Annotated in this window: 13 protein-coding genes and 2 riboswitches; of the genes, 7 read left to right on the top strand and 6 right to left on the bottom strand. The window is 70.6% G+C overall.

The window, feature by feature from the left end; translation table 11 throughout:
• Window positions 1-2 precede the first annotated feature (2 nt).
• Both infB and FHY02_RS07745 read right to left on the bottom strand, forming a co-directional pair.
• Window positions 3-2759 carry a translation initiation factor IF-2 gene (infB, locus tag FHY02_RS07750; RefSeq protein ID WP_183921203.1) on the bottom strand — a complete coding sequence of 919 codons (2757 nt, stop codon included), beginning with the start codon at window positions 2757-2759 and terminating at the stop codon, window positions 3-5.
• A complete protein-coding gene (locus tag FHY02_RS07745; protein WP_183921202.1) occupies window positions 2756-3463 on the bottom strand; it encodes a DUF448 domain-containing protein in 708 nt (235 codons plus the stop codon). Before FHY02_RS07745 ends, infB begins: the two co-directional genes overlap by 4 nt.
• A 38-nt stretch (window positions 3464-3501) precedes the next feature.
• On the opposite strand from FHY02_RS07745, the gene FHY02_RS07740 reads away from it, so the two are divergent.
• Window positions 3502-3813, top strand: a complete 312-nt coding sequence (locus tag FHY02_RS07740; RefSeq protein WP_183921201.1) for a GIY-YIG nuclease family protein — start codon at window positions 3502-3504, stop codon at window positions 3811-3813.
• 154 nt (window positions 3814-3967) lie between these two features.
• Here the strand turns inward: FHY02_RS07740 and FHY02_RS07735 are convergent, their stop codons facing one another.
• From FHY02_RS07735 to rimP, 3 genes are read right to left on the bottom strand one after another with little or no spacing between them, the layout of a single operon-like run.
• The gene (locus FHY02_RS07735) at window positions 3968-4216 is read right to left on the bottom strand and encodes a 4-oxalocrotonate tautomerase family protein (RefSeq protein ID WP_183921200.1); all 249 of its coding nucleotides are present in this window, start codon (window positions 4214-4216) and stop codon (window positions 3968-3970) included.
• Window positions 4216-5877: a transcription termination factor NusA gene (gene nusA / locus FHY02_RS07730; RefSeq protein ID WP_183921199.1), complete on the bottom strand. Its 1662-nt coding sequence runs from the start codon at window positions 5875-5877 to the stop codon at window positions 4216-4218. The genes FHY02_RS07735 and nusA overlap by 1 nt, the downstream gene beginning before the upstream one ends.
• Entirely contained in the window at window positions 5877-6464 is a 588-nt protein-coding gene (gene rimP, locus FHY02_RS07725) for a ribosome maturation protein RimP (RefSeq protein WP_183921198.1), read from the bottom strand. The genes nusA and rimP overlap by 1 nt, the downstream gene beginning before the upstream one ends.
• A gap of 279 nt (window positions 6465-6743) precedes the next feature.
• Between rimP and FHY02_RS07720 the strand changes: the two genes are divergently transcribed.
• Together FHY02_RS07720 and FHY02_RS07715 are read left to right on the top strand one after the other, a co-directional pair.
• Window positions 6744-7859: a PQQ-dependent sugar dehydrogenase gene (locus FHY02_RS07720; RefSeq protein WP_183921197.1), complete on the top strand. Its 1116-nt coding sequence runs from the start codon at window positions 6744-6746 to the stop codon at window positions 7857-7859.
• Window positions 7860-7947: 88 nt separating this feature from the next.
• On the top strand, window positions 7948-9150 hold the full coding sequence (locus tag FHY02_RS07715) for an MFS transporter (RefSeq protein WP_183921196.1): 1203 nt from the start codon (window positions 7948-7950) through the stop codon (window positions 9148-9150).
• A gap of 158 nt (window positions 9151-9308) precedes the next feature.
• Here the strand turns inward: FHY02_RS07715 and FHY02_RS07710 are convergent, their stop codons facing one another.
• The gene (locus tag FHY02_RS07710; RefSeq protein WP_183921195.1) at window positions 9309-9572 is read right to left on the bottom strand and encodes a hypothetical protein; all 264 of its coding nucleotides are present in this window, start codon (window positions 9570-9572) and stop codon (window positions 9309-9311) included.
• A gap of 143 nt (window positions 9573-9715) precedes the next feature.
• Window positions 9716-9818: riboswitch (glycine riboswitch) on the top strand.
• A riboswitch (glycine riboswitch) is annotated at window positions 9819-9930 on the top strand.
• A gap of 52 nt (window positions 9931-9982) precedes the next feature.
• Between FHY02_RS07710 and gcvT the strand changes: the two genes are divergently transcribed.
• The 4 genes from gcvT (at window position 9983) to gcvPB (ending at window position 14512) form a co-directional block, all read left to right on the top strand.
• Window positions 9983-11143 carry a glycine cleavage system aminomethyltransferase GcvT gene (gene gcvT / locus FHY02_RS07705; protein ID WP_183921194.1) on the top strand — a complete coding sequence of 387 codons (1161 nt, stop codon included), beginning with the start codon at window positions 9983-9985 and terminating at the stop codon, window positions 11141-11143.
• Between the two features lies 1 nt (window position 11144).
• The gene (gene gcvH / locus FHY02_RS07700) at window positions 11145-11516 is read left to right on the top strand and encodes a glycine cleavage system protein GcvH (protein ID WP_183921193.1); all 372 of its coding nucleotides are present in this window, start codon (window positions 11145-11147) and stop codon (window positions 11514-11516) included.
• A gap of 66 nt (window positions 11517-11582) precedes the next feature.
• Window positions 11583-12941, top strand: coding sequence for an aminomethyl-transferring glycine dehydrogenase subunit GcvPA (gene gcvPA / locus FHY02_RS07695; RefSeq protein ID WP_183921192.1), 1359 nt, complete (start codon window positions 11583-11585; stop codon window positions 12939-12941).
• The gene (gcvPB, locus tag FHY02_RS07690; RefSeq protein ID WP_183921191.1) at window positions 12938-14512 is read left to right on the top strand and encodes an aminomethyl-transferring glycine dehydrogenase subunit GcvPB; all 1575 of its coding nucleotides are present in this window, start codon (window positions 12938-12940) and stop codon (window positions 14510-14512) included. Before gcvPA ends, gcvPB begins: the two co-directional genes overlap by 4 nt.
• Window positions 14513-14581: the final 69 nt, after the last annotated feature.

Genomic DNA, 14581 nt, shown 5'->3' with positions numbered 1-14581 from the left:
CCTTACAGCGTGCGCTCGCGCAGCTCGACCTCGTACGTCTCGAGATAGTCGCCGGCCTTGATGTCGACGAAGTTCTGCGAGAACGTGACACCGCACTCCAGGCCCGCGCGCACCTCGGCGACGTCGTCCTTGAAGCGGCGCAGCGACGCGATCTCACCCTGGTAGATGATGACGTCGTTGCGCGTGATGCGCGCCTTGAGCGCCTTGCGAATGACACCCTCGGTGACGAGCAGACCCGCCGCCTTGCCGTGCTTGCCCGCGGAGAAGACCTCGCGGATTTCGGCGCGGCCGACCACCGTCTCGAACGCCTCGGGCCCGAGCTCGCCCGCCATGCCGGCGCGGATCTCGTCGATAAGGTCGTAGATGACGTCATAGTACTTGAGCGCCACCTTCTGCCGCTCGGCGATCTCGCGCGCCTTGGCATTGGCGCGGACGTGGAAGCCGATGATCGGCGCCCCCGACGCACCCGCCAGCGTCACGTCGCTCTCGGTGATCCCGCCGACGCCCGAGTGCAGCACCCGCGCCTTGATGAGGTCGGTCGAGATCTTGTTGATCGACGCGACGATCGCCTCGACCGTGCCCTGCGTATCGGCCTTCACCACGAGCGGATATTCGATCGCGGCGTTGGCGCGCAGCGCCGAGAACATGTTCTCGAGGCTGGTCGGCGCCGCGGTGGTGCGCTTCTGGAGCAGCACGCTCTGGCGGTATTCGGCTACCTCACGCGCGCGCGCCTCGTTCTCGACCACCTGGAGCTGGTCGCCGGCCGACGGCGTGCCCGACAGGCCGAGCACCTCCACCGGCATCGACGGCCCCGCCTGCTTGAGCTGACGCCCCTTGTCGTCGACCAGCGCGCGGACTTTGCCGCTCTCCGCGCCGACGACGAAGACGTCGCCGACCTTGAGCGTGCCGCGCGTGACCAGCACCGTCGCGACCGGCCCGCGACCCTTGTCGAGCTTCGCCTCGATCACGCTGCCCTCGGCGGCGCGATCGGGGTTGGCGGTGAGATCGAGCAGCTCGGCCTGGAGCTGGATCTTGTCGATCAGCTCGTCGAGGCCGGTCTTCTTGAGCGCGGACACCTCAACGTCCTGCGTCTCGCCGCCCATCATCTCGACTTGGACGTCATGCTCGAGCAGACGCTCGCGCACGCGCTGCGGGTTGGCGTCGTGCTTGTCGATCTTGTTGATCGCCACGATCATCGGCTTGCCTGCCGCCTTGGTGTGGTTGATCGCCTCGATCGTCTGCGGCATCAGCCCGTCGTCGGCGGCGACCACCAGCACCACGATGTCGGTCACGTCCGCGCCGCGCGCGCGCATCGCAGTGAAGGCCTCGTGGCCCGGCGTGTCGAGGAAGGTGATCTTCGACTTGTCCTTCAGCGTCACCTGATAGGCGCCGATATGCTGCGTGATGCCACCCGACTCGCCCTTGGCGACGTCGGTGCCGCGCAGCGCGTCGAGCAGGCTGGTCTTGCCGTGATCGACGTGGCCCATGATCGTGACAACGGGGGGACGCGGCTGGAGCTGGTCCGCCGAATCCTCGGTGGTGTCGAGCGCGAGATCGACGTCCGAGTCGGAGACGCGCACGATATTGTGGCCGAACTCGGTCACCAGCAGCTCGGCGGTGTCCTGGTCGATCGTCTGCGTCATCGTGACGGGCATGCCCATCTTGAACAGCGTCTTGACCAGATCGGCGCCGCGCTCCGCCATGCGGTTGGCGAGCTCCTGCACCGTGATCGCCTCGGGCACCTGAACGTCGCGGACCTGCTTGGCCTGCGGCTCGCGCGGGCCGGAGAAGCCGCGCTTCTCCTTCTCGCGCGCGCGCTTCAGCGCGGCGAGGCTGCGCGCGCGCGCGCCGTCCTCGTTGAGCGCGCGCGTGACGGTCAGCTTGCCGCCGCGGCGCTCGTCACCCTTGCGGTCGCGCTGCTGCGGCCGCGCCGGCGCGGCGTTGCGCGGGGTCGCCTGGCCGCTCGGCAGGCTGCGCGACGCGCCGCCCGCGGTCCCGCCGCCGCTCGCCGCCGGGGCGGCGCTGGCGGTCGGTGCAGGGGCTGGCTTCGGCTCGGGCTTGGGCTGCGGCTTGGGGATCTCGGGGCGTGCGACCGGCGAGAAGCGGCGCGGCGCCGGCATCGCCGGGTCGCGGCCCAGCTCGAGCACCGGCGGCGGGGCCGGCGGTGCTGCCGGGGTCGGCGTCGGGGCGGGCGCTGGCGTCGGGCGCACGGCGACGACCGGCTCGGCCGGGGCGCTCGGCGCCTCCGCGACCGGGGCGGGGGTCGGCTCCGGCGCCGGGGTCGGTTCCGGGGTTGGTTCCGGCGCGGGGGTCGGCGCAGGCGCCTCGGCGGCGGCACGCGCCTCGGCCTCGGCGCGCGCGCGCTCCTCGGCGCGACGACGCTCGTCCTCTACCGCGCGCTGGCGCTCGCCCTCTTCGCGGCGACGCGCTTCCTCCAACGCGTGCATGCGCTGGTCCTCGGCCTCGCGCAGCAAGCGCGCCTGACGCTCCTGCGCGGTCTCGTTGGAGACCGGCGGGCGCGGCGCGGGGCGCGCCGGGGCAGGCGCCGGAGTGGCGGCGATCGGCTCGGGCGTCGGCGCCTGCGTCGGCTCGGGCGTGCCCTGCGGACCGAGCACGCGGCGACGCTTCACCTCGACCACCACCGTATTGCTACGGCCGTGGCTGAAGCTCTGCTTCACCTTGCCGGTCTCGACCGTGCGCTTCAGCCCCAGCGGCGCGCGCATCCCGAGTTTCGGCTTGTCGTTGTCGGTCTCGCTCACTCAAATTCCTCGTGCAATCTCACGGCCGAAGCGGGCCCGGCGGTGCCGGGCGCCGATGCGCCTTGCGCGGCCGTAGCGCAAGGTGCGGAGGTCAGTTCAGGGCCGATAAAGTGCAGCCAGCGGTCGAGCGCTTCGCCCAATCGTCCGGCCGCGGTGCGGTCTATGACGCCGATGTGTACCACATTCTCGCGGCCCAGCGCCAACGACAATATGGGGCGCTCGACCGGCAACGCCAAGCCCTTGAGGTCACTTCCTTCGCGATCGCTGCCGACGCGCCACGCCTGGGCTAGCTTGCGGCGCCCGTCCTCGCGCGCGTCGGCGGCGTGGTACAGCGCGTGCAGCTTTCCCGAGCGCGCGGCGGTCTCGATCCGCTCGGCGCCGGTCGCGATCGTGCCGGCACGCGCCTCGAGCCCGAGTCGGTCGAGCGCGTTCCGCTCCAGCGCGGCGGCGATCAGGTCGGGCAGATCGTCGGGGACGGTCAGCTCGCCGGTCTTGAACGCGCGCGCGAGGGCGCCGCGCAGCTTGCCCTTGGCGATCGCCTGTTCGAGTTCGGGACGCGCGACGCCGACCCACGCGCCGCGCCCGGGCGCCTTGGCGCGCACGTCGGGCAGCACGCGCCCGTCCGGGGCAAGCGCGAGGCGGACGAGCCGCGCCGGATCGGCACGCTCGCGCGTGAGGATGCAGGAGCGGACGGGTTCGCTCATGCGCGCGCCTCCTTTATAATGAAGAGGGAGGCCCATCGATGCGCGAACGCGTGCCCTGCGTGTACCTGCTGGCGAGCGCGCGTCATGGCACTCTGTACGTCGGCGTGACGGCGGCGTTGGCGGCGCGGGTCGCGCAGCATCTTTGCGGAAACGCTGACAGCTTCACCAAGCGATACGAAGTGACGCGGCTCGTCTGGTATGAGACGGCCGAGATGATGGTCGACGCGATCGCCGCCGAGAAGCGCATCAAACGATGGCCACGTCAGTGGAAGTTCAACCTCATCGAGCGCGACAATCCGCATTGGGATGATCTGGCAGCCGGTCTGGGTTTGCCGCCGCTGCGCGGGTGAGAGTCGGTCAGCCCAACTCGCGCCGTCACCCCGGACTTGTTCCGGGGCCCACTTGTCCGCGTGCGCCTCCGCCGGCGGGCGCGCGGCACGGTAGATCCCGGCACAAGGCCGGGATGACGGGTGAGCCAGCGACTGCGCGAGACCGCCTAGAGTCTCATTGCCCGGGTGCCGCATGCGCGTCTCCCTGGCTGGAAGACGCCGCACCCGCCGCGCCCGCGTCGCGGTCGGCGAGCAATTGCCCGCCCGCGCCGTAATTCTCGGTTGATATTTCCTCGATCACGACCTGCACCGCGGCCGGGTTCTTACCCAGCCGCGTCATCAGCGAGGAGGTGACATCGGCCACGATCCCCGCCTTCTGCTCGCGCGTCGCGCTGCCCGCCAATCGGATCGAGACGAACGGCATCAGGCCTGCGTCTCCTGCTCGGCGCCCGCGTCGCCGGCGCTCTCGGCGTCGGCGCTCTCGCCCGCCGCGCCGTCCTCGTCCTCGAACCAATGCGCGCGCGCGGCCATGATGATCTCATTGCCCTGCTCGTCGCTCAGCCCGTACTCGCCGAGCACGCCGCCGTTGCCGCGACCGTCGTTGCGCGAGTCGCGGCGCGGCGCGTCGTCGTTGCGGCGGCGCGGCTCGGCGCGCTTCTTCTCGACCAGCTCGTCGGTGGCGAGGTCCGCCAGATCGTCGAGCGTCTTGATTCCCGCCTTGCCGAGCGTGACCAGCATCGCCTCGGTCAGATACGGCAGCTCGGCCAGCGCGTCCTCGACGCCCAAGGCCTGGCGCTCCTCGCGCGCGGCCTGCTCGCGGCGGTCGAGTGCCTCCTGCGCGCGGCTCTGCAGCTCCTGCGCGAGATCCTCGTCGAAGCCCTCGATCCCGGCGAGCTCGTCGAGCTCGACATAGGCGACCTCTTCCAGCGCGCCGAAGCCCTCGGCCACCAGCAGCTGCGCCAGCGTCTCGTCGACGTCGAGCTCGTTCTGGAACAGCTCGGAATTCTTCACGAACTCCTGCTGGCGCTTCTCGCTGGCATCGGTCTCGGTGAGGATGTCGATCGCCTTGGCGGTGAGCTGCGAGGCGAGGCGGACGTTCTGGCCGCGGCGGCCGATCGCGAGGCTCAGCTGGTCGTCGGGGACGACCACCTCGATGCGATCCTCTTCCTCGTCGATCACCACGCGCGCGACGTTGGCGGGCTGGAGTGCGTTGACGACGAAGGTGGCGGTGTCGGGCGACCAGGGGATGATGTCGATCTTCTCGCCCTGCATCTCCTGCACCACCGCCTGGACGCGGCTGCCCTTCATGCCGACGCAGGCGCCGACCGGGTCGATGCTGGAATCGTGCGAGATCACGCCGATCTTGGCGCGGCTGCCGGGATCGCGCGCGGCCGCCTTGATCTCGATGATGCCGTCGTAGATCTCGGGCACTTCCTGCGCGAACAGCTTCTTCATGAAGTCGGGGTGGGCGCGGCTGAGGAAGATCTGCGGCCCGCGGTTCTCGCGCACCACCTTCAGGATCAGCGAGCGGATGCGGTCGTTGACGCGCACCACCTCGCGCGGGATCTGCGCGTCGCGGCGGATCACGCCCTCGGCGCGGCCGAGGTCCACGACGATATGGCCGAACTCGACGCGCTTGACGACGCCGGTGATGATCTCGCCGGCGCGGTCCTTGAACTCCTCATACTGGCGCTCGCGCTCGGCGTCGCGCACCTTCTGGAAGATCGTCTGCTTGGCGGCCTGCGCCTGGATGCGGCCGAACTCGATCGGGGGCAGCGGGTCGACCAGATAGTCCCCGACGCTCGCGCCCGGCTGGAGCTTCTGCGCGCCGGTGACGTCGACCTGCTTGTAGATGTCGTCGACCAGCTCGACCACCTCGACGACGCGCCACAGCCGCAGGTCGCCGTTGTTGGGATCGAGCTTGGCGCGGATGTCCATCTCCTGGCCGTAGCGGGTGCGCGCGGCGCGCTGGATCGCGTCCTCCATCGCCTCGATGACGATTGCCTTGTCGATCATCTTCTCCGACGCGACCGAGTTGGCGATCGCGATCAGCTCGGCACGGTTGGCGGTGACCCCGGTGGCCATCAGTTCGATTCCTCTTCTTCGGTATCGGCGTCCGCGTCCGCGGACATGTCCTCTATCTCTTCGTCGGCGCCCTCCATCGAGAGCGGCACGGTCGCGGCGATCAGCCGGTCGGTGAGCACCAGCTTGGCGTCGGCGATCAGCGCGAAGGGTACGCGCGCCAGCTCGTGCGTGCGCGAGTGGCGGATCGCGATCTGGCCGTCGGCGTCGATCCCTTCCAGATCGCCCTTGAACTGTTTCTGCCCGTCGACCGGCTCGGTGAGCACGATGCGCGCCTCATGGCCCGCCCAGTCGGTGAAGTCCTGCCGGCGCGTCAGCGGCCGGTCGATGCCGGGCGACGATACCTCGAGCCGATACGCGCCCTCGATCGGGTCGCGTCCCTCGGCCTCGAGCTGGTCGAGCATGTCGGACAGCCGGCGCGACAGCTCAGCGCAGTCGTCGATGGTGAGCTGGCGCGTGTCGGGGCGCTCGGCCATCACCTGGAGCGTGCGCTCGTCCCCTTTGCCGAACAGCCGCACGCGCACCAGCGCGAAACCGAGCGCCTGCGCCTCGGGTTCGATCAGTCGGTAGAGGGAGTCGTTGTCGCTCAAGTGCACCTGCCGGACATGCGTTGGTTGCCGCCGCGGAGCGAGCCCCGCAGCCCCTTGCACCTCGCGATGTAAGAGAAAGCAACGCGGATATAGCGGCCTCCCCGCGCGGTCGCAAGCGGCAGGGTGGTGTACGGACAAAATCGCGCGCGCCGACAGCGGCCGCGGCGATCGTGTAACTAAATGTGGCCATGTCGCTCGAGGCTTTCAGCGCACGCGCGCGTCCGGCTAGGCAGGGCCAAGGCCGGGCGACGCTGTCCTCCGGCGCAGGGGAGATACGCCATGATCAGCCGTCGCATCGCCACGACACTCGCCGCCGCGCCGCTGGCCTATGCCGCGCCGACCCTCGCCCAGACGACGCCGCCCTTTACGATCACGCCGGTGGCCGACTTCGACTCGCCTTGGGCGATGACCTTCCTGCCGGACGGCCGCATGCTGGTCACCGAGAGGGCTGGACAGCTGCTGCTGGTCGCCGCCGACGGCGCGACGCGGCGTACGGTCGCGACGCTGCCGGTCAGCGCGGCGGGGCAGGGGGGGCTGATGGACGTGGTGCTCGCCCCCGATTTCGCGCGCAGCCACCGCGTCTATCTGAGTTACTCGGCGGCCGGACAAAGCGGCAAGGGCGTGGTGCTCGCGCGCGGCACGCTCGCGGGGGCGGCGGGGGCGGAGCAGCTGTCCGGTGTCGAGACGCTCTACCGCGCCACCCCGCTGGTGGACGGTGACGGCCATTTCTCGGGCCGGATCGCTTTCTCCCCCGACGGCCAGCATCTGTTCTTCACCGCGGGCGAGCGGCAGAAGTTCACGCCTGCGCAGGACAAGCAGGCGGCGCTCGGCAAGGTGCTGCGGCTCACCCCGGACGGCCGGCCTGCGCCCGGCAACCCGCTCGCGGCGCAGGGCTTCCTCCCCGAGGTGTGGAGCTACGGCCACCGCAACCTGCTCGGCCTCGCGTTCGATCGCGCGGGTCGCCTATGGGAGCAGGAGATGGGCCCCAAGGGCGGCGACGAGGTCAACCTGATCCTGCCGGGACGCAACTACGGGTGGCCGAACGCCTCCAACGGCACGCACTATGACGGCCGCGACATCCCCGATCATCGCGCCGGCGACGGTTATGAGGCGCCCAAGGTGTGGTGGAACCCGTCGATCTCGCCCGGCGGGCTGATGATCTACTCGGGCGGCTTGTTCCCGCAGTGGCGCGGCGACGCCTTCATCGGGGGGCTCTCGTCCAAGTCGCTGCTGCGCGTTCACCTCGACGGCACCTCAGCGGGCAAGGGCGACCAGTGGGACATGGGCGCGCGCATCCGCGAGGTGGAGCAGGGGCCGGACGGGGCGATCTGGGTGCTCGAGGACGGCGGCGAGAAGGGGCAGGGACGCTTGCTGAAGCTGACGCCACCGGCGTGAGCGTCGTCGTGCCGGCGCGCTGATCCCTTGACGCTGCACTGCACAATCGCCAGCTGAGCCGGTACAGCATCGCAACCGGGGAAATAACATGGCGACCGCCGTCGCCGACGTGCGCCACGCGCCCGTCGGGCTGATCCATCTGTCGCTCGCGGTCGGCGGCTTCGCGATCGGCACCACCGAGTTCGCGACGATGAGCCTGCTGCCCGACATGGCGCGGAGCCTGCACGTCGACGCGCCCACCGCGGGCCATGTCATCAGCGCCTATGCGCTGGGCGTGGTGGTCGGCGCGCCGACGCTGGCGGTGCTCGGCGCGCGGATGGCGCGCCGCACGCTGCTGATCGCGCTCATGACGCTGTTCGCGGTAGGCAACCTGCTTTCGGCGTTGGCGCCGAGCTACGCGACGATGATGCTGGCGCGCTTCGTGGCGGGGCTGCCGCACGGCGCCTATTTCGGCATCGCGATGCTGGTCGCCGCTTCGCTGGTGGAGCAGCGCAAGCGCACCCAGGCGGTGGCGCGCGTGATGCTCGGGCTGACCGTGGCGACGATCGTGGGCGTGCCGCTCGCCAACTTTATGGGACAGGTGCTCGGCTGGCGGTCGTGCTTCGTGGTCGTGACGGCGCTCGCGGCGTTGACCGCAACGCTGGTCGCTGCCTTTGCGCCCCGCGACCGCGGCGACCCCGCCGCCAGCCCGCTGCGCGAACTCGGTGCGTTGCGCCGTGCGCAGGTCTGGCTCACGCTCGGCATCGGCGCGATCGGCTTTGGCGGCATGTTCGCGGTCTATACCTATCTTGCCGACACGATGGCGGCGGTGACGCAGGTCGGGCCGCGGCTGGTACCGTTCGCGCTGATGAGCTTCGGCGTGGGCATGACGCTGGGCAACATTGTCGTGCCGCGCTTCGCCGATCGCGCGCTGCTGCCCACCGCGGCGGCGGTGCTGGTGTGGGCGCTTGTCGCGCTGCTGCTGTGGCCGCTGGCGGCGCCGCATCTCTGGTCGGTGCTGCTGGCGATGTTCGCGATCGGCGTGAGCGGCGCGCTCGGCAGTGTGCTCCAGACCCGGCTGATGGACGTGGCGGGCGACGCGCAGGCGCTGGCGGCGGCGCTCAATCACTCGGCGTTCAACACCGCCAACGCGCTGGGGCCGTGGCTCGGCGGGATGGTGATCGCGGCGGGCTATGGCTGGACCTCGACGGGCTATGTCGGGGCGGCGCTGGCGGTGTGTGGGCTGGCGGTGCTGGGCGTGTCGGCGGCGGTGGAGCGATCGTCCGCCAGAAGAACACTGGCCCGCGCTTGACGGCGAGCAGCGACGGATCACCTCCCCCCGTCGCACCTGGCCACTAAGCACCGGGAACGACGGCTTGGCGTCAGTGAGCGCCTGTTGTTGGGCCGGCGTCTCAGCCCAGCGCGGTCAGGTGGCGATCAGATCGCCCGCGGTCGCGTCTGACGCCGTTCTCACATCACGATACCCGGTTTCGCCTCCGCGATCGCGGCGAGCACCATCCGCTCCCACACCGCGACATCGCCCGCCGCCGCCATCGCCGGGCTCGGCGCGCGCAGCGTGTGGAGCACCGCGATCGCGTCGTCGCGATAGTCCTTCCATGTCGCCTCGACCTGCGCAGAGGCCGACTCAGACTGGCCGTGTCCGTTGGCGCTGAGATGCTGACCGGCGAGGACGCGCGCGATGCGGTCGACGGCGGGTGAGGTGGCGGTGTCCATGCGAGTTGCTCCTTCTCCTGTGGTGCAAACGTCTTAGCACGGGCGCGGCTCCGACGCGCGGCGACCGTCGCGCGCCGCGAACGCGATTGACTCGGGCGGCGCTTGCCGTAGAGCGGCGACACGTCGATGCCGGGCGACCGGCATGGGCAGGCGCGGGAGAGTGCGGCGGGCCTTGCAGGCCGGTAGCCGCCGCCGAAGGAGCAACCACCCCGGAATCTCTCAGGCAGCAGGGACCGCGCCGGCCTTCATCGACGCTCTGGAAAGCGGCGGCGCATGTCTCGGGCAGGCGCCTCCCACCGAAGGGGTAACCCGCGCGTGCGCGGGGAAAGCTCTCAGGTCCCGTGACAGAGGGGGAAACGGATCAGGCCGGGTGACCGGCGCGATTCGCCCTCGCACGCACGGACATGATGATGAGCGACTCCGTTCCCCCATCGACCGACCTCCCGAGCGACGACGAGCTCGAGCCGATCGAGATCCTCGCCCTCCCGCTCGACTCCTGGCACCGCCAGCGCGGCGCGCGCATGGTCGAGTTCGCCGGCTACCACATGCCCGTCCAGTATGAGGGCATCATGGCCGAGCATCTGTGGACGCGCGAGCATGCCGGGCTGTTCGACGTCAGCCACATGGGCCAGCTCGGCATCACGGGGTCGAACGTCGCCGCCGCGCTCGAGGCGCTGATGCCCGCGGCGATCAGCGACGCGCCGCTCAACAAGGCGCGCTACTCGCTGCTGCTCGACGACCAGGGCGGCGTGCTCGACGACCTGATGCTGACGCCGCAGGCCGAGGACCGCGTCTACATGGTCGTCAACGGCGCGACCAAATACGACGACGTCGCGCACATGATCGAGCGTCTGCCCGACGAGATCACACTCAACCTGATGGAGGAGCATGCGCTGCTCGCGGTGCAGGGGCCGGAGGCGGTCGCCGCGGTGGCGCGGCTGATCCCCGGCGTCGACGCCATGGTGTTCATGCAGGCGGGCGCGTTCGACTGGCAGGGTCACGAGCTGTGGATCAGCCGCTCGGGCTATACCGGCGAGGACGGCGTCGAGATCTCGGTTCCCGCCGAGGCGGCGGTGGCGCTTGCCGACGCGCTGGTGGCGCAGCCCGAGATCAAGCCGATCGGCCTCGGCGCCCGCGACTCGCTGCGGCTCGAGGCGGGGCTGCCGCTGTACGGCCACGACCTCGATCCCACCACCACGCCGGTGATGGCTGACCTCGGCTTCGCGCTGGCCAAGCGCCGCCGCGAGGCCGCCGACTTCCCCGGCGCCGCGCGCGTGCTCGCCGAGCGTGAGGCGGGACCGGCGCTGCGCCGCGTCGGGCTGCTCGTCGAGGGGCGCCAGCCGGTGCGCGAGGGTGCGACCGTGGTCGACGATGGCGGCGCTACCGTCGGCCGCGTCACCAGCGGCGGCTTCGCGCCGACCGTCGGGGCGCCGATCGCCATGGCCTATGTTCCCGCGGCGCTCGCCGCGCCCGGCACCAGCGTGACGCTGTCGCAGCGCGGCAAGCCGCACCGCGCGACCGTCACCGGGATGCCGTTCGTTCCCCACCGTTACTTCCGAGGAGTGAAGTGAGATGAGCCGATATTTCACCGAGGATCACGAGTGGATCGAGGTCGAGGGCCAGACCGGCACGGTCGGCATCAGCGACTATGCGCAGGGCCAGCTCGGCGACATCGTCTTCGTCGAGGCGCCGGACTCGGGTCGTAGCCTGAGCAAGGGCGACGAGGCGGCGGTGGTCGAGAGCGTCAAGGCCGCGTCGGACGTCTATGCGCCCGTGTCGGGCACGGTGACCGAGGGCAATCCCGCGCTCGCCGACGAGCCGTCGCTGGTCAATTCGGATCCCGAGGGCGAGGGCTGGTTCTTCAAGCTGACGCTCAGCGATCCGAGCGAGCTCGAGGCGCTGATGGACGAGACCGCCTACGCCGCCTTCGTCGCTAAATTGTGATGTGACGCCCCTCCCGCGCGGGAGGGGCGGAACCCCTCCCCGAGGGGAGGCGGGAGAGACCAGACCATGCGCTACCTTCCTCTCACTCCGTCCGACCGCGGCGACATGCTCGCGGTGATCGGCGCCTCCTCGATCGACGACCTGTTCGTCGACGTGCCCGAGTCCGCGCGGCTCGACGGCCCCGTGCGCGACCTGCCGCTCCACGCCAGCGAGCTGGCGGTCGAGCGCCACATGACCGCGCTGGCGCGCAGGAACACCGTCGCGGGCGAGGTGCCCTTCTTCCTCGGCGCCGGCGCCTATCGCCACCACGTGCCGGCCTCGGTCGATCATCTGATCCAGCGCGGCGAGTTCCTCACCGCCTACACGCCCTATCAGCCCGAGATCGCGCAGGGCACGCTGCAGATGCTGTTCGAGTTCCAGACGCAGGTCGCGCGCCTGCTCGGGACCGACGTGGCCAACGCCAGCATGTACGACGGCTCGACCGCCTGCTGGGAGGCGATCGGCATGGCGCGGCGGATCACGCGGCGCGGCAAGGCGCTGCTCTCGTCCGGGCTGCACCCGCATTACGTGTCGGTCGCCAAGACCATGGCGCGCTACACCGGCGACCTGCTCGAGACCGGCGCGCCCGCGCTGACCGCGGAGACCGACGTCGACCAGCTGATCGCTGCGATCGACGCGGACACCTCGTGCGTCGTCGTGCAATATCCCGATATCCTCGGTCGCGTCGCGGACCTGACGCCGCTCGCCGAGGCCTGCCAGGCGAACAAGGCGCTGCTGATCGCGGTGGTGACCGAGCCGGTCGCGCTGGGGGCGCTGCGCGCGCCGGGCGAGATGGGCGCGGACATCGTTGTCGGCGAGGGGCAGTCGCTCGGCGTCGGGCTCCAGTTCGGCGGCCCATACGTCGGGCTGTTCGGTTGCAAGGACAAATATGTCCGCCAGATGCCCGGCCGACTGTGCGGCGAGACCGTCGACGCCGACGGGCGCCGCGGCTTCGTGCTGACGCTCTCGACGCGCGAGCAACATATCCGCCGCGAGAAGGCGACCAGCAACATCTGCACCAACTCGGGCCTGTGTGCGCTGGCCTTCTCGATCCACATGACCCTGCTGGGCGAGGCGGGGCTGCGCCGGCTCGCCGGGATCAACCACGCGACCGCGTGCCGCGCCGCCGACCGGCTCGCGCGCGTGCCCGGCGTGCGCGTGATCAACGACGCCTTCTTCAACGAGTTCACGCTCGACCTCGGGCAGGAAGCGCGGCCGGTGGTGCGCACGCTGGCAGAGCGCGGCGTGCTCGCGGGCGTGTCGCTCGGGCGGCTCTACCCGGGCGAGGCGGCGTTGGAGAACGGCCTGGTGGTGGCGGTGACCGAGACGGTGACCGACGAGGATATCGAGGCGCTGGCGACGGCGCTGACGGAGGTGCTGGCATGACGATCAACCAGAGCGGCTGGAAGCCGACCGCGCCCGCGGGCCGCGGCGACGCGGCGGGTGCGACCTTCACCGGCAACAAGGCGCTGATGCTGGAGGAGCCGCTGATCTTCGAGATCGGCGACGACCAGACGACGGGCGTCGATTTCGCCGCGGGTGACGTGGCGGGCTCGCGGCTGGGTGGCCTGACGCGCAAGGACCCGATCGGGCTGCCGGGCCTGTCAGAGCCCGAGACGGTGCGCCACTATACGCGGCTGAGCCGGCAGAATTACGCGATCGATCTCGGCCTCTTCCCGCTCGGCTCGTGCACGATGAAGCACAATCCGCGGCTCAACGAGAAGATGGCGCGGCTGCCGGGCTTCGCCGACGTCCACCCGCTCCAGCCGATCGACACGGTGCAAGGCGCGCTGGAGGTGATCCACCAGCTCGCCCACTGGCTCGTCACGCTCACCGGCATGCACTCGGTGGCGATGAGCCCCAAGGCGGGCGCGCACGGCGAGCTGTGCGGCATCCTTGCGATCAAGGCGGCGCTGAAGAAGCGCGGCGAGGGGCACCGCAAGGTCATCCTGGTGCCCGAGTCGGCGCACGGCACCAACCCCGCGACCGCGGCCTTCGCCGGCTTCAGCGTGGAGGACATCCCCGCCACCGCCGAGGGGCGCGTCGACACCGCGGCGCTCACGGCGCGGCTCGGCCCGGACGTGGCCGGGGTGATGATCACCAACCCCAACACCTGCGGCCTGTTCGAGCGCGACCTCAAGGCGATCTCGGACGCGGTGCATGCCGCGGGCGGTTACGTCTATTGCGACGGGGCCAATTTCAACGCGATCGTCGGGCGGGTGCGACCGGGCGACCTCGGCGTCGACGCGATGCACATCAACCTGCACAAGACCTTCTCCACCCCGCACGGCGGCGGCGGGCCGGGTTCGGGGCCGGTGGTGTTTTCCGAGGCGCTGACGCCGTTCGCACCGCTGCCGTTCGTCGAGCGCGACGGCGACCAGTTCCGCCTCGTCGAGGAGGAGAATGCGGATGAGCATCACGCCGACAGCTTCGGCCGCATGGTCGCCTTCCACGGCCAGATGGGCATGTTCACGCGCGCGCTGACCTACATCCTCAGCCACGGCGCGGACGGGCTGCGCCAGGTCGCCGAGGACGCGGTGCTCAACGCCAATTACGTGCTGCGCCGGCTGGAGGACACGCTCGACGCGCCGTTCGCCGGCTCGGGTCCGTGCATGCACGAGGCGATCTTCTCGGATCGCGGGATGGCGCCGGGTTTCTCCACGATCGACATCGCCAAGGCGCTGATCGACGAAGGCTATCACCCGATGACCATGTACTTCCCGCTGGTCGTCCACGGCGCCATGCTGGTGGAGCCGACCGAGACCGAGAGCAAGGCGGCGCTCGACCAGTTCATCGGCGCGCTGCGCTCGGTGGCGGAGCGCGCCAAGGCGGGCGACGAGTCGCTCAAGACCGCACCGCATTTCGCCCCGCGCGCGCGGCTCGACGAGACGCTGGCGGCGCGCAAGCCGGTGCTGGTGTGGAAGCCGAAGTTGGCGGAGGCGCAGGCGGCGGAGTAGCAGGCAGACCGGCGAGCGTACCCGCGGTCTTTGGCGGCGACGTTGGCGCATGCTGCGCCACGTCGTTGC

The sequence above is a fragment of the Sphingomonas sp. BK069 genome, assembly GCF_014193405.1.
Taxonomy (GTDB): domain Bacteria; phylum Pseudomonadota; class Alphaproteobacteria; order Sphingomonadales; family Sphingomonadaceae; genus Sphingomonas.
This window is presented reverse-complemented; position numbering and strand designations above follow the sequence as displayed.